At 68.9% G+C, this 22,270-nt stretch carries 23 protein-coding genes; 11 read left to right on the top strand and 12 right to left on the bottom strand.

What is annotated here, in order from left to right; all coding sequences use genetic code 11:
* Positions 1 to 111 precede the first annotated feature (111 nt).
* Both pdxH and BLW75_RS29205 read right to left on the bottom strand, forming a co-directional pair.
* Positions 112 to 789, bottom strand: a complete 678-nt coding sequence (pdxH, locus tag BLW75_RS29210; protein WP_034308544.1) for a pyridoxamine 5'-phosphate oxidase — start codon at positions 787 to 789, stop codon at positions 112 to 114.
* 525 nt (positions 790 to 1,314) lie between these two features.
* Positions 1,315 to 1,686, bottom strand: a complete 372-nt coding sequence (locus BLW75_RS29205) for a hypothetical protein (protein ID WP_034308542.1) — start codon at positions 1,684 to 1,686, stop codon at positions 1,315 to 1,317.
* 376 nt (positions 1,687 to 2,062) lie between these two features.
* Here BLW75_RS29205 and BLW75_RS29200 point away from each other — a divergent pair, with 376 nt between their 5' ends.
* Genes BLW75_RS29200 through BLW75_RS29170 form a run of 7 tightly spaced genes read left to right on the top strand, consistent with a single transcriptional unit; the run spans position 2,063 to position 8,838 of the window.
* Positions 2,063 to 3,067, top strand: coding sequence for an ABC transporter substrate-binding protein (locus BLW75_RS29200; protein ID WP_034308539.1), 1,005 nt, complete (start codon positions 2,063 to 2,065; stop codon positions 3,065 to 3,067).
* Complete coding sequence (locus BLW75_RS29195; RefSeq protein WP_034308536.1) at positions 3,064 to 4,017, top strand: ABC transporter permease; 954 nt, start codon at positions 3,064 to 3,066, stop codon at positions 4,015 to 4,017. Before BLW75_RS29200 ends, BLW75_RS29195 begins: the two co-directional genes overlap by 4 nt.
* Complete coding sequence (locus BLW75_RS29190; RefSeq protein WP_034308535.1) at positions 4,014 to 4,802, top strand: ABC transporter ATP-binding protein; 789 nt, start codon at positions 4,014 to 4,016, stop codon at positions 4,800 to 4,802. The genes BLW75_RS29195 and BLW75_RS29190 overlap by 4 nt, the downstream gene beginning before the upstream one ends.
* Positions 4,803 to 4,804: 2 nt before the next feature.
* Positions 4,805 to 7,444 carry a sensor histidine kinase gene (locus tag BLW75_RS29185; RefSeq protein ID WP_034308532.1) on the top strand — a complete coding sequence of 880 codons (2,640 nt, stop codon included), beginning with the start codon at positions 4,805 to 4,807 and terminating at the stop codon, positions 7,442 to 7,444.
* Positions 7,441 to 7,866 (top strand): roadblock/LC7 domain-containing protein, encoded by a 426-nt coding sequence (locus tag BLW75_RS29180; protein ID WP_005156032.1) that lies wholly within the window; start codon positions 7,441 to 7,443, stop codon positions 7,864 to 7,866. The genes BLW75_RS29185 and BLW75_RS29180 overlap by 4 nt, the downstream gene beginning before the upstream one ends.
* A 20-nt stretch (positions 7,867 to 7,886) precedes the next feature.
* Positions 7,887 to 8,267, top strand: coding sequence for a DUF742 domain-containing protein (locus BLW75_RS29175; RefSeq protein ID WP_034308529.1), 381 nt, complete (start codon positions 7,887 to 7,889; stop codon positions 8,265 to 8,267).
* Positions 8,245 to 8,838, top strand: a complete 594-nt coding sequence (locus tag BLW75_RS29170; RefSeq protein WP_034308526.1) for a GTP-binding protein — start codon at positions 8,245 to 8,247, stop codon at positions 8,836 to 8,838. Before BLW75_RS29175 ends, BLW75_RS29170 begins: the two co-directional genes overlap by 23 nt.
* Positions 8,839 to 8,889: 51 nt before the next feature.
* On the opposite strand, the gene BLW75_RS29165 is transcribed toward BLW75_RS29170, so the two are convergent.
* The gene (locus tag BLW75_RS29165; protein WP_034308524.1) at positions 8,890 to 9,510 is read right to left on the bottom strand and encodes a TetR/AcrR family transcriptional regulator; all 621 of its coding nucleotides are present in this window, start codon (positions 9,508 to 9,510) and stop codon (positions 8,890 to 8,892) included.
* A gap of 91 nt (positions 9,511 to 9,601) precedes the next feature.
* On the opposite strand from BLW75_RS29165, the gene BLW75_RS29160 reads away from it, so the two are divergent.
* Entirely contained in the window at positions 9,602 to 10,702 is a 1,101-nt protein-coding gene (locus BLW75_RS29160; RefSeq protein ID WP_034308522.1) for a lipase family protein, read from the top strand.
* A 79-nt stretch (positions 10,703 to 10,781) separates the two neighbouring features.
* On the opposite strand, the gene BLW75_RS29155 is transcribed toward BLW75_RS29160, so the two are convergent.
* The 6 genes from BLW75_RS29155 to BLW75_RS29130 are packed head-to-tail and all read right to left on the bottom strand — an operon-like array spanning position 10,782 to position 15,181.
* A complete protein-coding gene (locus BLW75_RS29155) occupies positions 10,782 to 11,486 on the bottom strand; it encodes an urease accessory protein UreD (RefSeq protein WP_034308520.1) in 705 nt (234 codons plus the stop codon).
* Positions 11,483 to 12,190: an urease accessory protein UreG gene (gene ureG / locus BLW75_RS29150; RefSeq protein ID WP_034308517.1), complete on the bottom strand. Its 708-nt coding sequence runs from the start codon at positions 12,188 to 12,190 to the stop codon at positions 11,483 to 11,485. The genes BLW75_RS29155 and ureG overlap by 4 nt, the downstream gene beginning before the upstream one ends.
* Positions 12,180 to 12,854: an urease accessory protein UreF gene (locus BLW75_RS29145; protein ID WP_034308514.1), complete on the bottom strand. Its 675-nt coding sequence runs from the start codon at positions 12,852 to 12,854 to the stop codon at positions 12,180 to 12,182. Before BLW75_RS29145 ends, ureG begins: the two co-directional genes overlap by 11 nt.
* Positions 12,854 to 14,575, bottom strand: a complete 1,722-nt coding sequence (locus BLW75_RS29140) for an urease subunit alpha (RefSeq protein WP_034308512.1) — start codon at positions 14,573 to 14,575, stop codon at positions 12,854 to 12,856. The genes BLW75_RS29145 and BLW75_RS29140 overlap by 1 nt, the downstream gene beginning before the upstream one ends.
* Complete coding sequence (locus BLW75_RS29135) at positions 14,575 to 14,868, bottom strand: urease subunit beta (RefSeq protein WP_034308510.1); 294 nt, start codon at positions 14,866 to 14,868, stop codon at positions 14,575 to 14,577. The genes BLW75_RS29140 and BLW75_RS29135 overlap by 1 nt, the downstream gene beginning before the upstream one ends.
* Positions 14,869 to 14,878: 10 nt before the next feature.
* Positions 14,879 to 15,181, bottom strand: coding sequence for an urease subunit gamma (locus BLW75_RS29130; RefSeq protein WP_034308507.1), 303 nt, complete (start codon positions 15,179 to 15,181; stop codon positions 14,879 to 14,881).
* A gap of 292 nt (positions 15,182 to 15,473) precedes the next feature.
* Here BLW75_RS29130 and BLW75_RS29125 point away from each other — a divergent pair, with 292 nt between their 5' ends.
* Positions 15,474 to 16,622, top strand: a complete 1,149-nt coding sequence (locus BLW75_RS29125; RefSeq protein ID WP_034308505.1) for a citrate synthase 2 — start codon at positions 15,474 to 15,476, stop codon at positions 16,620 to 16,622.
* A gap of 52 nt (positions 16,623 to 16,674) precedes the next feature.
* Here the strand turns inward: BLW75_RS29125 and BLW75_RS29120 are convergent, their stop codons facing one another.
* Genes BLW75_RS29120 through BLW75_RS29110 form a run of 3 tightly spaced genes read right to left on the bottom strand, consistent with a single transcriptional unit; the run spans position 16,675 to position 20,510 of the window.
* A complete protein-coding gene (locus tag BLW75_RS29120; RefSeq protein WP_034308502.1) occupies positions 16,675 to 17,265 on the bottom strand; it encodes a TetR/AcrR family transcriptional regulator in 591 nt (196 codons plus the stop codon).
* Between the two features lie 17 nt (positions 17,266 to 17,282).
* Positions 17,283 to 18,974 carry an SDR family oxidoreductase gene (locus tag BLW75_RS29115; RefSeq protein ID WP_034308706.1) on the bottom strand — a complete coding sequence of 564 codons (1,692 nt, stop codon included), beginning with the start codon at positions 18,972 to 18,974 and terminating at the stop codon, positions 17,283 to 17,285.
* A 36-nt stretch (positions 18,975 to 19,010) separates the two neighbouring features.
* Positions 19,011 to 20,510, bottom strand: coding sequence for an MFS transporter (locus tag BLW75_RS29110; RefSeq protein ID WP_034308498.1), 1,500 nt, complete (start codon positions 20,508 to 20,510; stop codon positions 19,011 to 19,013).
* Positions 20,511 to 20,639: 129 nt separating this feature from the next.
* Here BLW75_RS29110 and BLW75_RS29105 point away from each other — a divergent pair, with 129 nt between their 5' ends.
* Together BLW75_RS29105 and BLW75_RS29100 are read left to right on the top strand one after the other, a co-directional pair.
* A complete protein-coding gene (locus tag BLW75_RS29105; protein ID WP_034308495.1) occupies positions 20,640 to 21,230 on the top strand; it encodes a TetR/AcrR family transcriptional regulator in 591 nt (196 codons plus the stop codon).
* A gap of 117 nt (positions 21,231 to 21,347) precedes the next feature.
* Complete coding sequence (locus BLW75_RS29100) at positions 21,348 to 22,247, top strand: endonuclease domain-containing protein (protein ID WP_034308492.1); 900 nt, start codon at positions 21,348 to 21,350, stop codon at positions 22,245 to 22,247.
* Positions 22,248 to 22,270 lie beyond the last annotated feature (23 nt).

Below are 22,270 nucleotides of genomic sequence, written 5' to 3'. Positions count from 1 at the left end.
CAGCTTAGCCGCGCTAACTAACCATCCGCGCGCGATTTATGTCACCGGCCGCGTGTGAAGGCCCCCTTCCCTCGGCTCAGCCGAAGGAAGGGGGCCTTCACGCGCGTGGAATCAGGGCGCGACGCGCTCGATCTGCCAGCCGTCGTCGGTGCGGACGTAGCGGAGCCGGTCGTGCATGCGGTCCTCGCGGCCCTGCCAGAACTCGACGACGTCGGGCCGGATGCGCCACCCGCCCCAGTGCGGCGGGAACGGGATGTTCTCGACGTCGGCGAACCGGCGCTCGATCCCGTGGAGCGCGTTCTCGAGGGCACGGCGGCCGTCGACGACGCGGGACTGCGGCGACGCCCAAGCCCCGAGCTGCGAACCCCGCGGGCGGGACGCCCAGTACTCGGCGGTCTCGGCGACGTTGACCTTCTCCACCTCGCCGCGCACGTGGACCTGACGCTGCAGGGCGTACCACGGGAAGGTGATCGACGCGTAGCGCGTCGCGGTGAGGTCGTGACTCTTGGTCGAGGTGTAGTTCGTGTAGAAGACGACACCGCGCTCGTCGAGGCCCTTGCACAGCACGGTCCGGGAGGACGGCCTGCCCTCCGGGTCGGCGGTGGCGAGCACCATCGCGTTCGGTTCGGGGATCCCGGCGGAGACGGCCTGGTTCAGCCAGTCCTGCAGCTGGGCGGTCCAGGTCTCCGCCAGCGCGGACTCGTCGAAGGCCGCCCCTTCGTAGGCCACCCTCATCCCGGGCAGGCGAACGACGGCGTCGTCAGCGCCCTCTTTGATCTCCGGCATCATCCGCCAAACCTCCGTACCCGATCGGGGCCATGACTTCGGCTTTGCCGCCGACGGTATTGCCTAGAAGGCGGCGGCGAAACCCACTGAACGGTGACACCCGCCACCCCTGCCCGATCATCTGTGTGTAGCCGCTGGACCGCAAGCCGTCACCTCCCCGTTACCCGGCCGGACCTGATCGATCAAGGTCGATCGTCGGCCACCCGAGGCCTTCGCCTCCCTTCGTTCGACCCAAACGCGAAATCGCGCCCGGCTTCTTAAACGAGGGAAATCGCCTGGACAGACCGGGTCCGCGTGGATCGGCAAGGAATTACCGTTCACCTTTTCCCGCTTTTGTTTCATCGAAGTTTCGGCGCTTCGCGAACAATTCTTCCGGCTTTCCCGACGGCACCTGCCCCCGCCCGAGCCAATTCTGTCGGTTGACAGAAATTACCGCCCGGAACATCTCCGCGAGATGTGTCAGCGAAGGCGGGCTCCGGGACGGCAATTCGCGCCCCGAAACCGGCCTTCGCGCCTTCTGCCGTGCTGTCAGTTCGTGACAGTGAACTCCGCGCGGACGATCCAGCCCCAGCAGTCGTACGACGCCGTGTATCGCCCCGGCACCGTCCCGGCGGGACCGTCGCCGCGCAACGCGACGCCGATGCCGCCGGTGCCGCCGTCTCCCACCACCCGCAAGGGAATCGGCGCGGCGAGTCCGTCCGCGACGAGCGTCGTCGCCAGCTCGCCCGCCCCCGACGGGCGCAGGCAGTAGATATCCGCGGTGACCGCCCCACCTGCGACGACGGCGCTCGGGCTCATGACCAGACTGGACGGTCTGGTCGCGTTCGCCTGCCCCGCGCCGGCCAAGGTCGACAAGATCGCCGCCGCCGCGACGCACGACGCGGCCGCACGAAATTTCATCCTCTGCTCCCTCCGGATTTTCCCCCGCCACCCGATGGACGTACGGCGTCCGGCACCGGGTTGCCCACCGGAGGAGAGTCCGCCCTTTGGGGCGAACGGCCGGATTTAGCAGAATGTGACAGCGAATCGTGCAAGAGCCGATGATCACACTAGGTAGACCTTGCGCCACTCGATAGGATCGCCGCCGAGAGCAACGGGGTGATCACCTCTATCCAGAGTGTTCAGAGGTTTTGATGGGACGGCCGGGTGTGCGGCCGCGCCATCGTCATTACCGGCCGGGCTTCCGCGAGGGAGTTCGACACCGGTCGATCAGTCCTGCGCTCGAACAGCCGGAACTTTCCACGCCCGAGTTACTCCCCTTCCCCAGGAGTGCGTTGTGATTTCCCGTTCCCGCCGTCTCATGACGGCGTTGTTGTGCGCCCTTTCGCTGGCAGGCGTGACCGCCCTTTCGGCTTGTTCCGACAGCACAGCCGCCTCCGGCACCAAGGTCACCATCGGTTACAGCGCCTGGCCGGGCTGGTTCCCGTGGGCGGTGGCCCAGGAGAAGGGCCTCTTCGAGAAGAACGGCGTGAACGTCGACCTGAAGTGGTTCGACAGCTACACCGAGAGCATCAACGCCCTCTCCTCCGGCGCGATCGACGCGAACAGCCAGACCCTGAACGACACGCTCGCGTCGGCCAGCGGTGGCGCGAAGCTGTCGGTCGTGCTGGTCAACGACAACTCGACCGGCAACGACAAGGTCATCGCCCGCCAGGGGATCACCAGCGTCGCCGACCTCAAGGGCAAGAAGGTCGCCGTCGAGCAGGGCACCGTCGACCACTACCTGCTGCTGCTCGCGCTGCAGGAGGCGAAGCTGACCGAGAAGGACATCGAGCTGGTTCCGCTGCTGACCGACGCCGCCGCGGCCGCGTTCGTCGGCGAGCAGGTCGACGCCGTCGCCGCCTTCGCGCCCTTCACCACGAAGGCGCTCGAGCGCCCCGGCAGCCGCGCGATCGCGACGTCCGCCGAGTTCCCCGGCGCCATCCCCGACCACCTGGTCGTCTCCGAGCAGATGTCGAAGGAGCGCAAGAAGGAGGTCCAGGCGCTGGTGAACACCTGGTTCGAGACCATCGAGTGGATCAAGCAGAACCGGGACGAGGCCGTGCGGATCATGGCCAAACGCGGCGCGGTGTCGATCGACGAGTACAAGACCTACGACGCGGGCACCACGATCTTCACCAAGCAGCAGAACCTCGACGCGTTCACCCCTGGCGTCACCCCCGCCCACCTGAACTTCCAGGCGGGCAAGATCGCCGACTTCATCGTCTCCAACGGCCTCGCCCAGAGCAGGCCGAACTTCGACGGGCTGTTCGACGACCAGTACGTGAAGGCGGTGAAGTGAGCGCCACGGACGCGTCGGGGCGGGCCGCTCAGCGGACGGACGCCGCCGACGAGGCCGAAGCGCGCCGCCTCGAAGACGAACAGCGGCTCGCCGAGGCGCAGGAGGAGCGGCGCGGCGCGCGACCGGACTGGTCGCCGCTGCCCCGCCGGTCGGGCCTCAAGCCGAACGCCTCTCCGTTGCTTTCGCTCCGGACGCCGATCCCCGCGCGCTGGCGGTGGACACTGGCGGCGGCCTCGTTCGTGATCCCGCTGCTGATCTGGGTGACGCTGAACGCGCTGGGCACGATCAAACCGATGTTCCTCCCGACGCCGGTCGCGGTGTTCGACGCGCTGCTGAAGATGATCGAGTCGGGCGAACTGTTCAGTGACCTCTGGGCCACCACGCAGCGCGTACTGCTCGGCTTCGGGCTCGCGATCCTCGTCTCGGTACCGCTCGGCATCGTGATGGGGACGTTCGACGCGGGGCTGGCGCTGTTCGAGCCGGTCATCGCGATGCTGCGCTATCTGCCGGCGAGCGCGTTCATCCCGCTGCTGATGATCTGGCTCGGCCTCGGCGAACCGTCGAAGGTCGCGGTCCTGTTCCTCGGCACGGTCTTCTTCAACACGCTGATGATCGCCGACGCGGTCCGCGGGGTGCCGCGTTCCCTGCTCGACGTGTCGTACACGCTCGGCGCGCGGCGGGGCGAGGTCCTCCGGAAGGTGATCGTCCCGCACGCGCTGCCCGGCATGATCGACGCGACCCGCGTCAACGCCGCGGCCGCGTGGAACTTCGTGGTGGTCGCCGAGCTGATCAACGCCACCGCCGGCCTCGGCCTGCGGATCATGCGGGCGCAGCGGTTCACCCAGACCGATCGGATCTTCGCGCTGCTGATCGTGATCGGCCTGCTCGGCCTGGTCATCGACATCGCCTTGCGGCTCCTGCGGGCCCGGGTCGGGAAGTGGGCGGCATGACGCTTCAGCTGAAGGCCGTCGCCAAGGACTACGCGGTCCGCGGCGAGACCACCCGGGCGCTCGACGGCATCGACCTCGACGTGGCGCGCGGCGACTTCGTCTGCGTCGTCGGCGCGAGCGGGTCCGGCAAATCGACCCTGCTGTCGCTGATCGCGGGGCTGACCGAGCCGACCGAAGGCCTGATCACCCTCGACGGTGACGCCGTCACCGGACCGGGCCCGGAACGCGGGCTGGTGTTCCAGCACGGCGCGCTGTACCCGTGGCGCACGGTGGAGGCCAATGTCGCGTTCGGACTCGAACTGCTGAGCATCGACAAGGCCGAGCGGGCGCGCCGCATCGACTGGTATCTCGACGAGACCGGCCTCGGTCACCTGCGGAAATCGTTGCCCAAACAGCTTTCCGGCGGGCAGAAGCAGCGGGTCGCGATCGCGCGGGCGCTGGTGTGCGAGCCCGACGTGCTGCTGCTGGACGAACCTTTCGGCGCGTTGGACGTCCAGACCAAAGAGGACATGCAGGTCCTGATCCGCCGGATCTGGACCGACACGCACACCACCGTGCTGATGGTGACCCACGACGTCGAGGAGGCCGTGTTCCTCGGCCGTCGCGTCGTGGTGCTGGCCTCGGATCCGGGCCGGGTGGCCGCCGACATCGTGGTCGACCTGCCCGCCGAACGCGACCTCGCGGTCAAACGCGCGCCGGAATTCGTCGCGCTGCGCGCGTCCATCGAAGACCTCGTCCGGGAGCAGCACCGCGGACACCTCGGGCGGAGCCGGGGAGAAAGGTGACCATGAGGCACGGGAAGACCCGGCCCGAACGCGGGCCGCGGTCCGGATTGCTCGGCAGACTCGGCATCCGGGGCAAGCTCAACCTGCTCCTGATGCTGCCGCTGACCGCCGTGGTCCTGGTGTCGGTGCCTTACGTCGCCGGGGAGATCGACGACGCCCGGTCCGCGCGCACCACCGCCGACGTCGCGTCGCAGGCCCGCGCGCTCGGCACGCTGGCCTGGGAACTGCAGCGAGAACGGCTGCTGACGGCGCACTACATCGCGTCTTCGTCGGCGAGCAGTTCGGCGATGCTGAAGCAGCAGAGCGTCGTCGCGGACACGGTGAACCAGGTGCGTTCGCAGCTGAGCGCCGACGCGCCGGAAGAACTCGCGGCGGCCCTGGTGCGCATCGGATCGCTGAACGAGATCCGGGAGAACGCGCTCCGGCGCGGCGCCTCACTCGACAGCGTGGCGCGGACCTACCACGCGGTGATCGACGCGGTCATCAACTCGCTCCGCCTCGTCCCGCAGCAGACCAGTGACGCGGCGGGCACCCAGCAGCTGACCGCGCTCGACGCGCTGCTGCGCGCGAACGAGGAGAACTCGTTGCGCGGGATGGCGTTGATCATCGTGCTGGTCACCCCCGAATCGGGCACACCGGTGCTGGCCGACGCGAAGCAGCAGTCGTCGCTGTTCCTCGAACGGTTCGTGCAGCAGGCCGACGTCACCCAGGCCACGCAGGTCGTCGCGGTCGAGCAGGGCGAGACGGGCCGCCGGGTCGACGCGCTGGAAGCCAGGCTCCCCGAGGCCCGTGGCCCGCAGGCCGTGCAGAGCCTGCTGCCGGACATCCTCGGCGCCGTCGACGCGCAGTCGAACCAGCGACGGCTCGCCCAGGACGCGGTCACCACCGGCATCACCGACGCCGCGACCGCGCGAGCCGACGCCGCGCAGAACCTGGCGTGGACGATCGGTATCGGCGCCGGCGTGCTGTTCCTGCTGGTCGGTGGTCTCGCGATCGCGGTCAGCCGGTCGATCGCGGATCCGCTGCGGAAGCTGACCACGGCGGCGACCTCGGTCGCGGACCTCGCGAGCACCGAACTGGTCCGCGTCACCGACACCGAGCAGGCCGAAGAACTCGCGCCGCGGCTCGCCACCATCGACGTGTCCTCACAGGACGAACTCGGCAAGCTGGCCGAAGCGTTCAACCGGGTGCAGGCCACCGCGGCCGAACTGGTGGAACGGCAGGCCGTCACGCGGCGCAACGTCGGCCTCATGTTCGCCAACGTCGCGAAACGCACGCAGAACCTGGTGGGCAGGCAGCTGGCACTGGTCGACGAACTGGAGCGCAACGAACAGGACGTCGCCCTGCTGGCCAGCCTCTACCGGCTCGACCACCTCTCCACCCGCCTGCGCCGGAACGCGGACAACCTCCTCGTCGTGTCGGGAAACCGCGACGAGGCAAGGATTTCCGGCCCGATCGAGCTGTCGACGGCGCTGCGTTCGGCGCTCGCGGAGATCGAGGACTACCAGCGGGTCCGGCTCGGCTCGATGGGCGACGTCCTGCTGTCGTCGCCGTTCGGCTCCGATCTGGTGCTGATCTTCGCCGAGCTGCTGGAGAACGCGACGTCGTTCTCCCCGCCGGAGTCCTTTGTGGATGTCGGGACGAAGATCCTGCCCGACGGTTCCTGCCTGATCGTGATCGTGGACCAGGGCATCGGCATGACCGCGGAACGGCTCGCCGAGGAGAACCGGCGACTGGTCGAACGCGAACGGCTCGAACTGGCGCCGACCAGTGTGCTCGGGTTGTTCGTGGTCGGGCGGCTCGCGCGGCGGCACGGGCTCAAGGTCGAACTGACCGAGACCGAGCCGGGCGCGGGGATCACCGCGCGGCTCACGGTCCCGCCGAACCTGCTGACCTACCGGCCGCCCACGCCGAAGTCCGTCCCCGCGCCGCCGGTGTGGCCGACGGCGGAACCGAGCGATGAACCCGCGCCCCTGTCCCGGCCGGAACCGCGGGAAGCCGCGCACGAGCCGCCGACGCTGGCGATCGCCGGGATGATCCCGCGCGACGGTCAGCCGCCGAGGGACTTCCGGTGGTTCCGCAAGACCGACGGGGAGATCGCCGAACCCGCGCCGGCTCCGGTACCGCTGCCGGCGCCGGTGCCCGAACCGGCGCCCGTGTACCAGGCACCCGCGCCGACGCTCACCGCCGCCGATTCCGGCGAGACCCGCGGCGGGCTGCGGCGGCGGGTCAAGGGCGCGCAGCTTCCCGGAGCCCCCGAAGCGCCTTCGCGGCAGAAGTCCAGGCATGATCCGGAAGCGGCCAAGGCGGCCTTCGACGGCTTCGAGGCCGGGCTCGCGAAGGCCACCGCACCGCCGGCAGCAGCCGCAACGCCGTTGTCGATGCCGATGCCGACCCCGACACCGGTGCCCGCCGCCTCGCGTGGCGGACTCACCAGAAGGGTCCCCGGCGCGCAGCTGGCGCCGGGGCTCGCGAAAGGTCCGGCCGCGCGCCACCAGACCGCGCGGGCGGCGCTGAACACAACCAAGCCCAAGGGCATGCGTGACCCCGAGGCCGAGCGTGCCGCGTTCGACGCCTTCAGTGACGGGTTGGAGAAAGCCGTCAACCCGGAGATGCAACAGAGAGAGAAGAGCAAGAGATGACGACCGGAGTCAGCGTCGAAGCCCGGAACTTCAACTGGTTGGTGACGCGCTTCGCGCAGAACACGGCGAGCGCGATGGGCGCGATCGCCGTCTCGGCGGACGGCCTGCTGATCGCGATGTCGTCCGAACTGGAGAGGGCCAACGCCGACCGGCTGGCCGCGATCTGCTCGGCGATGCTCGGCCTCGCGCACGGTGTCTCCGAGAGCCACCCGCTCGGTTCGCCCGACAAGATCATCATCGAGCTTGAGCAGGGCTACCTGCTGGTCTGCACGATCAGCATCGGGTGCTCGCTCGGCGTGCTCGCCACCAAGCAGGCCAGCCTCGGCACGATCGCCTACGAGATGGCGATGTTCGCCAACCGCGCGACCGAGGTGCTCACCCCCGCGCTGATCGAGGAACTCAAGAAGAGCGTCGGCAGCTGAACTGACGAGGGGACAAGGGAATGAGCGACGACCAGGTACCTCAGCCGCGGGGCGCCGAACAGGGCATCTCGCCGCTACGCCCGTATCTGCTCACCGCCGGCCGCGCGCAGCCGGTGGACGGCACGCTCGAAATCGAGGCTCAAGTGCTCACGAGCAGGCTCGGCGCGGCGTCTCACGCGAGGCTGACCTTCGAACGACGGGAGATCGTTTCCCTTTGCCGGGAAACGAAATCCGTCGCCGAAGTGGCGGCGATGCTCGGCCTGCACATCGGCGTGGCCAGGGTCCTCGTGGCGGATCTCGCCGCACTCGGCTACGTCGTGCTCCGTCGCCCGGCCGGCGCCTTCACCCAGGACCTCGGCATGATCGAAAGGGTCATTCGTGGACTCGAAGCAATTCGCTGAACCGGTGCCTGCCAAGCCGCCGACACCGGTCAAGATCGTCATCGCGGGCGGGTTCGGGGTCGGCAAGACGACCACCGTCGGCGCGATCTCCGAGATCAAGCCGCTGACCACCGAAGCCGCCATGACCTCGACCGGCGCGGCCGTCGACGGCACCGGCGGGAACGTGCCGTCGAAGACCACCACCACGGTGGCGCTGGACTTCGGCTGCATCACCATCGACGAAGAGGTGAAGCTGTACCTCTTCGGCACGCCGGGACAGGACCGGTTCGGGTTCATGTGGCACGACCTGGTGCTGGGCGCGCTCGGCGCGCTCGTCATCGTCGACACCCGGCGGCTCGACGACTGCTATCCGGCCGTCGACTACTTCGAGAAGGCGGGATTGCCGTTCGTGGTCGGGGTGAACGTCTTCGACGGTTCGCTCAAGCACGACCTCGAAGACGTGCGCTGGGCCCTCGCGGTGGGCGAGGACGTCCCGCTGATCACCTTCGACGCGCGGCAACGGCTCTCGGTCCGAGACGCGCTGCTCGCCGTGCTGCACAACACCTTCCGGCGGGCCTCCGCCGCCTCCTGACGCCTTTCGTCCTCTGAATGCGGCCGCGCGTTCAGAGGACGAAACGCGGGGTCAGCCGGGCCGGGTGATGGCGGCCAGCATCAGGGCCCGGAGTTCGGCGGCGACGTCGGCGACCGGAAGCGGCGGGGTGTGCGCCTGCCACTCGCGCAGCAGACCGGTCGCCGCGCCGACGAGCGCGATCGCCGTCAGCCGGTAGTCGCGATCCGGCGCGACCCCGTGCGCGGCGGCGTGCCGGGCTTCGGTTTCGATGAACGCGGCCCACCGGTCGACCCATTCCTGGTGCTGTGCCTCCAAAGCGGCACTGACGCCGACGGCCTCGACGTAGTTCAGCCGCGGCATCCGGGGATCCGAGGTGACCGTGCTGACGAAGACGTCGAGCAGCGTCCCGATCCGGGTGACCGCGTCGGCGTTCTCCAGTCGCTCCAGAGTGCCGGTGACGTGCTCCAGCGCGAGCGCGTTGATGCGCTCGTGCAGGGTCAGCAGCACCTTCTCCTTGCTCTCGAACTCCTCGTAGAAGTTCCGCGTCGAGACGCCGGCGCGGGTGCACAACTCGGTGATCTTCGCCTGCCGGTAACCCGTCGAGGTGAACAGGTCCAAGGCAGCCGAGAGCAGGCGCTCACGCCGCTCGGCGCGCCGTTGCTCGGGCGCGACCCCGCCATAGGTGCGGGCCACTCGACCTCCCCCGATTCGGTAACAGGGATTGCCAGATGCTAGCAACACCGCCTACATTGCGAAAATCTCAATTACCAAACTGGAGGCTGTAATGCGTCTGGCGCTTCGGACAGTTCTGGTCGCAGCTCTCACCGCCACCCTGATCGGGGCCCCGGCCGCGCAAGCCGCGCCGAGCGCCCCAGGGGATCTGGTCGACTACAAATCGGTCGTCGCCACCGCCCCGGCGAAGGCCTGGAAACTCCACTACCGCTCCACCTCGGCGACGGGACAGCCGAACACGGTTTCGGGCATCCTGCTGGTCCCGCACGCGCCGTGGACGAAGGGCGCCCGCCCGCTGGTCAGCTACGCCGTGGGCACCCACGGCCTCGGCGACCGCTGCGCGCCGTCGACCCGGCTGACGAACGGGTCCGAGAACGAAGTCCTCCTGATGAGCCAAGCGCTTTCGCGCGGCTGGGCGGTCGTCGTGACCGACTACGAAGGCCTCGGCACCCCGGGCACGCACACCTACGCCGTCGGTCAGTCCGAAGGCCGGGCCGTCCTGGACGCCGCCCGCGCCGCTTCCCGGGTCCCTGAAGCGGGCCTGTCCAAGACCGGACCGGTCGGCGTTTTCGGTTACTCACAAGGAGGTCAGGCCGCGGCCTTCGCCGGTGAACTCCAGCCGTCCTACGCGCCCGACGTCAACCTGGTCGGCGTCGCGGAAGGCGGTGTCCCGGCGGATCTGAACGCGGTCCTGAAGTTCAACGACGGCGGGCCGGCGTTCGGCCTCGTGCTCGGTGCCGCCGTCGGCTACGCGACCGCTTATCCGGAACTGCCGTTCAACGAGGTGCTCAACGCGAAGGGTGAAAGGGCCGTCGCGAAGGTCAAGGAAGCGTGCACCGTCGAACTCGGCGCCGCGGCGCCTTTCGCGCGGCTCAACGACTTCACGACCGTGCCGAACGTTTCGTCGGACCCGCGCTGGCAGGCCCGGCTCGGCGAGAACCTGGCGGGCAAGACCAAACCCGGCGCGCCGGTGTTCCTGTACCACGCGTCGCTGGACGAACTGATCCCGCTTTCGGTCGGCAAGGGACTGCTCGAGCGCTACCGCGCCCTCGGCGCCGACGTCACCTGGCAGGAGTTCCCGCTGCTGGAACACATCGGTGGTGTCTCGGCGGGCGGTCCGGTCGCGATGACCTGGCTGGGCACCAAGTTCTGACGTGGGCTGAAGGGGCCCTTCGCCGCATGCGACGCGGCGAAGGGCCCTTTCGCTGCGTCACATGCGGGGAAAGGGCCCTTCAGCCCTCTTCGAACACCCGGAGCGCGGTCACGGCATCGTGAGCCAGCGATGTCGTGAGTGTCCCACCGGCCGCCAGGGACGTGCGGGACCACCACTCGCCGGACGCCTCGGGCAGTTCCGGACCGCCGACGACCAGATCGGTCGCCAGCACCCGCCGCCCGGCCAGATGCGCCAGGCTGGAGTCCAAAGTGGAGTCTCCGATCTCCAGTGTCTGCCGCAGCAGCGGCACGTCACCCCGCGTCACCTGCTGCGTGGTCACCAAAGAACCCGGTCGCTCACCGGCCCGCCCGAGCACCAGCACCTCCCGCGTGTGCAGGAAGGCGCCGGGCGACACAGCCGCCCGGAACTCGGCGATGTGCCGAGCACGAGCGGTCACCACGGTCGGCTCCGGCAGATACTCCAGCGAGCCACCGCCCTCCACGACGATGTCCACAAGGGACGAACTTCCCTCGCCGTGCAGGCCGGGAAGCGCGATGGCCGCCGCGACCCCGGAAAGCCGCAGCGAAGCACCGGCGCCGACACGGATGGTCAGCTTCAGCTCGTCACCACCCAAGGGCGAGGTCGCCGAGTTGACCAGGTGCACCACCGCCGTCACCCCGGTGCCCCGTTTGGGAAGGAGCGTGAGCGGCGCCATCGAACGCAGCTCACGCAGTACGGTCCGGCCGCCCTCGAAGCAGGCGGTCAGCCGCGCGTGCGCCTTCACCCCGTGCGGACCGGGAGCAGCGAGCGGACCCAGTCCGCGACCGCCGGCGCGTTCGGAGTGTCCACAAGGGACTGGGTGATCACGGGCAGCTCACCCCGCATCCGATGCGCGTCCGAGGTCATCACATCCATGTCCGCGCCGACCAGATGCGCGATGTCGATCTTGTTGATCACCAGCAGATCCGCCGTCGTGACGCCCGGCCCGCCCTTGCGCGGCACCTTGTCGCCGCCCGCGACGTCGACCACGAACACCTGGCTGTCGGCGAGCCCGCGGCTGAACACCGCGGTGAGGTTGTCCCCGCCGCTTTCGATGATCACCAGGTCCAGCCCCGGGAAGCGCTCTTCCAGCCGTTCGACGGCGTCGAGGTTCGCGGTGATGTCGTCGCGGATCGCGGTGTGCGGGCACGCGCCGGTCTGCACGGCCTCGATCCGCGCCGGGTCGAGCACTCCCGCCTTGCGCAGGAAGTCGGCGTCCTCGGTGGTGTAGATGTCGTTGGTGACGACGGCGAGGTTCACCTCGTCGCCGAGCGCCCGGCACAGCGCCGCGGTGAGCGCGGTCTTCCCGCTCCCCACCGGCCCGCCGATCCCGATCCGGTACGCGCGCCCCGCGGTCGGCGCCTGCTCGTAGTGGTCGGGTTCCGCGGCGGTCGGGTCGAAGTTGACCGGGTGCACATGTCCGTGACCGTGACCATGTTCAGCTGGCAAAGAGACGCACCTCTTCCTGGTGATGCCGGGCGTGTGCCTCGGCGAACAGATCGAGCGCCGGAGAACCCGGCGCCGGGAGATCGGCCGGATCGTCGCCCGCGACCTCGGCCGCGCGCAGGGAAACGTCCCGGACCTCGTTCGCGAGCCGGGCCACGACCGCGTTGACGGCGAACGGGTCGAGACCGAGCAGCCGCACGGCCGCGCTCGCGGGTCCGCTGATCGCGAGGTACGCCACCGCCATCGCCGCGTCGAAGGGCACCCCGATCAGTGCACCGGCCACCACCGGATGATGCGGTCGCGGGGTTTCCTCCAACAGCCGGGAAAGCACCGGCGACGGCCACGCCGCCTTGCCCGCTCTGGCCGTCCCGCGACCTTGCGCACGGGACGCCTCGCGCTGCGCGAGCGACGGCGTCCTGGCGTCGAGTTCGGCGTCGAGCCGCCGCCAATGTCCACTCTGGACATTCCGCGCGGCGGCGTGCGCCGACGCGGCGGCGAACACCGCGGCGAGCGAACCCGCCGTGCGCAAGCGTCCGGACAGGAAGCCAGGCAGATCGCGCTCATGCGTGATCAGCTTCCGCGTGACGGCTTCTTCGAGTCCGCCGGAATGGACGTGGCCACCCCCGGGGAACCGGGAGTCGGCGAGGATGAGCGCGGCGAGGTCCATCAGAACAAGAAGTACCTTTGCGCCATCGGCAGTTCGGTCACCGGCCGCGGCTCGATCAGGTCGCCGTCGACGTGCACGGCGAAGCTGTCCGGATCCACCCGGATGTCCGGCGTCGCGTCGTTCAGCACCATGTCGGCCTTGCCTCGCGAGCGCGTGTTCGAGATCGGCATGAGCTTCCGCGTGATGCCGAAGCGCTCCGCCACCCCGCTTTCCAGTGCTTCCGGTGCCACGAAATGGAAACCGCTCGCGGCGGCGACCACCGGGGCCGCGCCGAACATCGGCCGCGCGAGCACCGGCTGCGGCGTCGGGATGGACGCGTTCGCGTCGCCCATCGCCGCCCACGCCGGAAAACCGCCCTTGAGCACCACATGCGGCCGGACACCGAAGAACTTCGGCTCCCACAGCACGAGATCCGCGAGTTTCCCGACCTCCACCGAGCCGATCTCGCGTTCCATGCCGTGCGCGATCGCGGGGTTGATCGTGTACTTGGCGACATAGCGGCGAGCCCGCAGATTGTCGGCCGCGCCGTCGCCGGGCAGGGCGCCGCGCCGCCGTTTCATCCCGTGCGCGGTCTGCCAGGTCCGGATGATCACCTCGCCGATGCGGCCCATCGCCTGCGAGTCCGAGCTCATCATGGAGATCGCGCCGAGGTCGTGCAGGACGTCCTCGGCGGCGATGGTCGTCGGCCGGATCCGGCTTTCGGCGAACGCGAGATCCTCGGGTACCGACGGGTTCAGGTGGTGGCAGACGACCAGCATGTCGAGGTGTTCGTCGAGGGTGTTCGCGGTGTGCGGACGCGTCGGGTTCGTCGACGACGGCAGGATGTTGGGCAGCCCGGCGACCTGGATGATGTCCGGCGCGTGCCCACCGCCCGCGCCTTCGGTGTGGTACGCGTTGATCGAGCGGCCGCGGATGGCGTCCACAGTGGACTCCAGGAAACCCGCCTCGTTCAGGGTGTCGGTGTGGATCGCCACCTGGACCCCGGACTCGTCGGCGACGGTGAGGCAGGCGTCGATCGCGGCCGGGGTGCTGCCCCAGTCCTCGTGGAGTTTGAACCCGCCCGCGCCGGCGGCGAGCTGTTCCCGCAGTGCCTCGTGCCGGACGGTGTTCCCCTTGCCCAGCAACAGGACGTTGACCGGCTGGCCGTCCATCGCCTGCAGCATCCGGCCGAGGTTCCACGCGCCGGGGGTGACGGTGGTGGCCTTGCTGCCTTCGGCCGGGCCGGTCCCGCCGCCGACGAGGGTGGTGAGGCCGGACGCCAGCGCGGTCTCGGTCAGCTGCGGGCAGATGAAGTGGACGTGGCAGTCGATCCCGCCCGCGGTGAGGATCTTCCCGTTGCCGGACAGCACCTCCGTGGACGGGCCGACGACCAGCGCCGGGTCCACACCGTCCATGGTGTCGGGATTGCCGGCCTTGCCGATGCCGACGATCCGGCCGTCGCGGACGCCGACGTCGGCCTTGACGATCCCCCAGTGGTCCAGGATCACGGCGCCGGTGATGATCAGATCCGGCGCGCCTTCGGCCCGGGTCGCCATCCCCTGGCCCATGGACTCGCGGATGACCTTGCCGCCGCCGAACAACATTTCGTCGCCGCTGCCGGACGGCCCCATACTGCGGTCTTCGGTGACTTCGATCAGCAGATCGGTGTCCGCGAGGCGGATCCGGTCGCCGGTCGTCGGGCCGAACAGTTCGGCGTACCGCTCGCGATCGATCGACGGCATCAGGACCCCATCCGCAATCCGGGCACCGCGCGGTTCCCGGCCAGCGGGACAAGGTCCACTTCGCGTTCGACGCCCGGTTCGAACCGCACCGAGGTCCCCGCGGGCACGTCGAGCCGATGTCCTCGCGCGGCGTCGCGATCGAATTCGAGTCCCGGATTCGCCGCCGCGAAATGGTAGTGCGAGCCGACCTGGACGGGCCGGTCGCCGAGGTTCCGCACGAGCAGCCGGACCCGCGGCCTGCCCGGGTTCAGCTCCACCGGCCCGTCGCCGGTGATGATCTCCCCTGGTCGCACTCGCGGCCCCCTAAACGATCGGGTCGTGCACGGTGACGAGCTTCGTACCGTCCGGAAAAGTGGCTTCGACCTGCACGGAATCGACCATCTCCGGTACTCCGCCCAGTACCTGCGCCCGCGAGAGCACCGAACGCCCGCTCTCGACGAGCTCACTCACCGTCCGGCCGTCGCGGGCGCCCTCGAGGACGTGGTCGGTGATCAGCGCGACCGCCTCGGGGTAGTTCAGCAGGACCCCTCGTTCCAGGCGTTTGCGCGCTACGTCCGCCGCGACGTGGATGAGCAGTTTGTCCCGCTCCTGGGGGCTCAGGTGCATGGGAAAGGTCTATCACCGGAAACCGCCCGCCGCCGGTTCTCGAAACACAGGATTTACCTCGGCGCCCGGTACACGGAAAGTGAACGGAACCGTAACTCTTCGCGTACGAGCGCCGATTTCACTGAATCGTTCTCGTAATCGTGACCGAAAGCACCACATCTTTCGATTGCCCCGCGCCGCGACGTGGAGCAAAGTTTGTCCATCCGTGCGATGAGGCGCGCCTTCGCTGCGTGCAACCCGTCCACGCATGAAACACAAAGCCGGGGAATGCGCATCGAAAGGTTTCACCACAGTGAGTGCCTCCACGATCAGCACCAAGCCGTCCGACCAGGTCGACGACGGTTTCCGACCCGGTCTCGAAGGCGTGGTCGCCTTCAAGACCGAAATCGCCGAGCCCGACCGTGACGGTGGCGCGCTGCGCTATCGCGGTGTCGACATCGAGGATCTCGCCGGCAAGGTGACCTTCGGTGACGTCTGGGGACTTCTCGTCGACAGCCGCTTCGGCCACGGGCTACCGCCCGCCGAGCCGTTCCCGCTGCCGGTGCACACCGGTGACGTCCGCGTCGACGTCCAGGCCGCGCTGGCCATGCTCGCCCCCATCTGGGGCTACCGGCCGCTGCTCGACATCACCGACGACGAAGCGCGCGACCAGCTGGCCCGCGCCTCGGTGATGGCGCTTTCGTACGTCGCCCAGTCCGCTCGCGGCATCGGGCAGCCCGCCGTCCCGCAGACCAGGGTCGACGAGGCCAAGTCGATCACCGAGCGGTTCATGGTCCGGTGGCGTGGCGAGCCCGACCCGGCCCACGTCAAGGCCATCGACGCCTACTGGGTCTCGGCCGCCGAACACGGCCTCAACGCCTCCACCTTCACCGCCAGGGTCATCGCCTCGACCGGCGCCGACGTCGCCGCGGCGCTGTCCGGCGCGATCGGCGCCATGTCCGGCCCGCTGCACGGCGGCGCGCCGGCGCGCGTGCTGCCGATGATCGAAGAGGTCGAGAAGACCGGCGACGCGGTCGGCCTGGTCAAGGGCATCCTGGACCGCAAGGAACGGATGATGGGCTTCGGGCACCGCGTGTACCGCGCGGAGGACCCGCGGGCGCGCGTGCTGCGCCGCACGTGCCAGGAGCTCGGCGCGTCGCGCTACGAGGCCGCCGCCGAGCTGGAGCAGGTGGCGCTGAAGGAGCTGCGCGAGCGGCGTCCGGACCACCCGATCGAGACCAACGTCGAGTTCTGGGCGGCCGTGATCCTGGACTTCGCCGAGGTGCCGCCGCATATGATGCCCGCGATGTTCAGCTCGGCGCGCACCGCCGGCTGGGCCGCGCACATCCTGGAGCAGAAGAAGACCGGGCGTCTCGTGCGGCCGTCGGCCAAGTACGTCGGCCCCGAGCCGCGCAAGCCGGAAGACGTCGAAGGCTGGGACCTGGTGATCAAGCAGTCCTGACGCGCGCTATGAAACGGGCCGTTCCTTGCGAATTTCGCGAGGAACGGCCCGTTCATTGCAGCTGCGGGACCGAAGAATCGTGGGCAGCGGTCGCCGAGAGCATGGCCGTGAGCTGATCGACCAGCCACCCATCGAGCACCTCGCGCGGTACGGCCCGCTCCTGCAGCCAGCTCAACAGCGAGCCCTCCACCACCGCGGTCCAGCAGCGCAAGGTCAACAGGAGCATAGGCGAGGGCTCCGGCACTCCCAGCGCGCCGAGGATCAGCTCGACGGCGCGGTTGCGGACCTCGTCGATCGCGGCGTCCGTCTCCGACGTCGCGATCACGGAGCCGCTGCGCAACAGCGCGACATAACCCGCTCGGTAGTGATCGGCGACGTCGATCAGGCCGCGGACGGCGGCCCGCAGCCGGGTTTCGGGCGGGCCTTCCTCGAGTCCGGCAAGGCCGTCGATGAGCCCTTCGGTGACCGTCTTCAGCGCTTCGACCTGCAGTTCGCGCAGGCTCGAGAAGTACCGGTAGAACAGCGGCCGCGAGACCTCGGCCCGGGCGATGATGTCGTCGACCGTGACGAGCTCGGGCGCGCGCGAGCCGAACAGGTCCAGCGCGGCGCGGATCAGGTCCTCGCGGCGCGCTTCCGGCGACATGCGGCGAGGGCGCCGGGTCACGGGCTGACGTCCAGTTTCGCCGCGGCCCGCAGCAGTCCGGGGGTGAGCCGGGAGAGGACGAGCGCGGCCTTGGCCTCCGGCGTCGACGGCTGAATGGCCTTGTCCTTCTCGACCGCGCGCAGGATGTCGCGCGCGACCTTCTCCGGGCCGAAACCGCGTTTCGCGTACAGCTTGCTGCTCGACTTCTGGCGCCGCTTCTGCTCGATCTCGTCGACGCCCACGAAGCGGGTGGTGCTGGTGATGTTCGTGTTCACGATGCCGGGGCAGATCGCGGTGACACCGATGTTCTCGGCGGCGAGCTCGGCCCGCAGGCACACGCTCAACGTCAGCACAGCGGATTTGGTGGTGGCGTAGGCGGAAAGGATCTTCGACGGCAGATAGGCGGCGGCCGAAGCGACGTTGACGATCTGGCCGCCTTCGGCCCGCTCGCGCATCTGCTCGGCGAAGACGCGGCAGCCGTGGATGACGCCCCACAGGTTCACGTCGATGAGGCGTTCCCAGTCCTTGACCGTCGTGTCGAGGAACGGGCCGGACAGGCCGATCCCCGCGTTGTTGACGACGATGTCCGGAACCCCGAACTCCTCCTTGACCTGCTGGGCGAACTTCTCGACCGCCTTGGCGTCGGAAGAGTCCACTGTGTACTCGCCGACGGTGACACCCTTGTCCCGCAGGAGTTTCGCGGTTTCCGTGGCGGCCGAGCCGTTGATGTCGGTGATGACCAGGTCGGCGCCCTTGTCCGCGAACGCGAGCGCCGTCGCGCGGCCGATCCCGCTGCCGGCGCCGGTGACGACGACGAGCTTGTGCGCGAAGCCGCCGGACCGGGCGCGCTTGAGCGCACGGCTCTCCTCGCCGCCTTCGACGTGGTCGATCAGCTCGGCGGTGGCGTCGGCGATCACCTGGGGCTTCTCGCGGACCACCCAGTGCGTGCCGACGATCCGGCGGATCCGGAGGTCCGGCGCCCAGCGCTCGATCTCGGTCTGCAACGGCGTGGTGACGAATTTGTCGCCGGTGGGCGCGAGCACCTGCACCGGGATCTCGGCTTGGTGCGGCCGCGGCCGGGAAAGGCGGGTGAACATGTTGGCGCGGTAGAGGTTGAGTCCGTACAGACCATCCGAAGTGGACGGCGCCGCGGCCGCCGGATCCATCCGGCCGATGAGCGCGCCCATCGCGCCGGTGCGCCAGAGCACCTGCGGGATCAGGGGGATCTGAAACCCGAGGATGTAGGTCGAATGCGCCCACTGGACAAGCGCGTTCTTGAGCCTTTTCGGGCTCGGGCGCACCTGGTCGCGGAACCACGCGCCGGCGTGGTCGAGGCTCGGCCCGGAGATCGACGTGAACGACGCCAGCCGTCCGCGCAGCTTCTCGCCGGTGACCGAATGCCAGGTCTGGATGGAGCCCCAGTCGTGCGCGAGCAGGTGGACCTTGCCTTCGGGCTGCACCTCGTCGACGACCGCGGCCAGGTCATCGGACAGTTGGTCCAGCTTGTAGGACGCGCGTCCCGACGGCTTGTCCGAGCGACCCGCGCCGCGGACGTCGTAGACGACGACCCGGTAGCGGCGTTCGAGCAGGGCGGCGATGCCGTCCCACATGGAGCCGTTGTCCGGGTAGCCGTGGACGAGCACCACCGTGGGCGCGTCGTCGACGCCGGTCACCCGGACCGAAAGGCGGACACCGTCGCTGGCCGTCACCCACTTGTGAGACATGATGTCATGTTAGACAACTTGTCAATAAGGCCGCTTTTTCAGCACCGCGCGGCCGAGGGTCCACACCGTGTCGATCACCAGGACGAAGGTCCAGATCCGGCCGATGTTCAACAGCCAGTGACCACTGGAGTTCCAGTACCAGCCGGCGGGGTGAGAGCCGCCGAACAACGCTTCGACGGGCCAGCTGTAGCCGGCGAACGCCAGCGCCGCCTGCGCGACGACGTACACCGCGACATGGACCGTCCAGTTGCGAAGCGGGTTCGCGCGCTTGTTCGGCTCCTCCGTCACCGATTCGGCCGCTTGCGGACTCTCCTCGACCGTGCGGGTTACCGGCTTTTCCTTTTGTGACACCGTTTTTCGTGGTTCCACGGGAAACTCCGCAACTCCGACACGCCGTACGGCGCCACGAACCACGAACGATCCGAAGAGCAGGAGCGCCGCCGCGCCGAAGCAGGCGACACGCCAACCGGCGTCCGAACCGTAGAGCTGGCCCGCCACGAAGGTGCCGATCGTCGCTCCGAGTAGCGTCGCGCTCTCGTAGATCCCCATCGCGCGGCCGAGACTGAGCCCGGCCGCCTCGGCGACCACCGCCTGCTCCACCGGGATGGCGGCCGCGAACGCCGCCGCGGACAGCACCCACATGACCGCGAGCACCGGCGGACTCGGCGCGAAGGACAACCCGGTGGCGAAGATCGCGCTCGCCACCATCGCCAGTGCGAGCACCCGCGTCCGGCCGACCTTGCGGACGAAGCCGTGCAGGTAGTCCGGCAGCAGGCTGTACACGATGAATCCGGGGATGAACACCGCGGCGATCTCGCCGAGTTGCAGTTGATGTCCGCGTTGCAGGTGCATCAGGAGCAGGAGGGCGACCCCGGCCTCCGCCATCGCGGTCAACGCGACGAGCGCGAGCATCGGGCGCATCCTCTTGCCCAGTTGCAGCAACCGCGGCGCGCCTTCTTCGCGCACGGGCGTGGATTTCGCGTTCAGCAGGACCACCGCGGCCACCGCGCAGGCCGCCGCGCCGAGCCAGAACACGCCCCGGTAGTCGATCCAGGCGATGGCGGTCAGCGCGACCACGAACGCGATCCATGTCCCGCCGCCTTCGGCCGCGAACAGCTTGCTGAACGCGCCGTCGTCCCTCGCGAGCCCCTCCCCCACGCGGGCCCGCAACGCGACCCAGAACAGCGCGCCGCCCGCGCCGCCGAGAACCGCGGCCAGGTAGGCGACCCCGATCCCCGGAGCCACCGCATAGACTACAAAGGACAGTCCATAGAGGACTGCACCGACGGCGGCGATCCGGCCGCGGTCGAACCGGTCCGCGAGGGAACCCGCGATCGGCCGGACCACGAACGACACCAGCGTCTCCAGCGCCGTCAGCGCCCCGACCTCGGCGGCCGACGCGCCGAGCTGACTCCCCACCCACAACGGCAGCAGGAAATCGAGAACCTCCGCCGGGCCTTTGGTCAGCGCGGCGGCGAGCTGGTTCTCCTCCGCCCTTCGTTTCTGCGCTACTTCGTCCACCCCAGTACCCCCTGTTCGAATACGACTGTATTCTAAAGAGCGCCGGGTGAGCAACTTGCGGTCGACTCCCGCAACGCCTGGCTCCGGCCACGAAGGGCAAATCAGCCGACTGCGAGGGAGGATGCGTCCGTGCCGAAGATCGTGGACCGCGCCGAACGCCGCCGCGAGATCGCCGGCGCCCTCCTGCGCATCGTCGCGCGCGAAGGCGTCGAGGCCGTCAGCGTGCGTTCGGTCGCCGTCGAAGCAGGGGTGTCCGCGGGCGCGGTGCAGAAGTACTTCTCCACCAAGGAAGACCTGTTCCGCTTCGCCCTCGACATGACCAGCGAGTTCCTGGAGCAGCGCTGGAACACCCTCGACCAGTCCGGCGACCTGCTCGACCTCCTGCTGCGTTTGCTGGTCGAGGCGATGCCGCTCGACGAGCAGCGCCGCGCGGAGGTGATCGTCATCAACGCCTTCACCGCGCGCGCCGCCGTCCGGCCGTCGTGGGCCGAGTTCATCCGCACGGGTTACGACGAGCTCGTGGAGATCACGGCCCAGTACCTCTCGAAAGCGCAGGCGGCGGGCCATGTGCGCGACGACCTCGCGGCGAGCGACCTGGCCGACGCCGTCCTCGCCCTGACCGACGGCTTCGCGAACCGGATGCTCACCGCCGCCGACCCCGCCGCCCTCCTTCCTTCCCTCGAAACCTCGGTACGAACCCTGCTCACTCCCCGCAATTAGTCACCTACTTGCGCCAGGTCAGACGAGTTACGCACAGGCGTGGGTCATTGTGGACAACTGAGCCGAAGTTGATCTTGGAGCGGTCTTGGCGTCAGGAACGGATGCCATCGTCGGATCATGTCCAGAAGCCACTACGCGGAAGTCGCCGACTTCAGCGGTCCCTTCCTTGGCAGCCGCGCCATCAGCGAAGGTGACATCACCCGTTCACAGCTCCGATCGGGGCCCTACAACCGGCTGTTCCAGAACGTCTACGTTCCGATCCGCATCCCGCAGGATCATGTGCTCCGCTGCAAGGCGGCGATCCTCGCCGCACCCCCCGGCGCGGTACTGACCGGCTGTTCGGCCGCGACAGTGCGCGGCTTCCCGTTCGCCCTCGACAACGATCCGGTCGAGTTCGTCATACCCGAGGAGGAAGGGTTCCATTTCCAGCGTGGGATGCACTTGAAACGATCTCGGTTGATCGGCGAGGATTTCGAGCCTTGGCGAGACGGCCGGATCGCGAGCCCGCTGCGCATGACCATGGACATCTTGTCCAACACCCGGCTCCATCGCTCGTTTCCCCGGGTGGTCGGTCTGGTCGACGCGCTGCTTCATGCCGGATTCATCGAACGCGAACAGCTCGAAAACTACCTCGGGCATCGTCACGACCACGGCATTGTCAGGGCACGGAAGGCGCTGGCGCTTTCCGACGCGAGAGCCGAATCCATCCCCGAATCCGAGGTCCGGGTCTGGCTGTGGATCCACGACATCGAGGCGGAGCCCCAGGTGGAGGTGTACCGCGAACGACGATTCCTCGGACGCCTCGACCTCGCGATCCGCAAAGCGAAACTCGCCATCGAATACGACGGCGCTTGGCATCTCGAAGGGGAGCAACCCCGCTTCGACTCCGAACGACGGGCACTCATGGAAGCCGACGGCTGGAGATTCGTCGTGATCACGAAAGAGGAGCTCTACGGGGATCCGAAGGGCATGGTCGCTCGCGTGAAGACCGCGCTTCAGGCAAGCCGACGCAAGTAGGTGACTAATTGCGGGGAAAGGGG

The organism is Amycolatopsis lurida (assembly GCF_900105055.1).
Lineage (GTDB): Bacteria > Actinomycetota > Actinomycetes > Mycobacteriales > Pseudonocardiaceae > Amycolatopsis > Amycolatopsis lurida.
The sequence above is the reverse complement of the archived record's forward strand: the minus strand, read 5'-3'. Positions and strand labels throughout refer to the sequence as shown.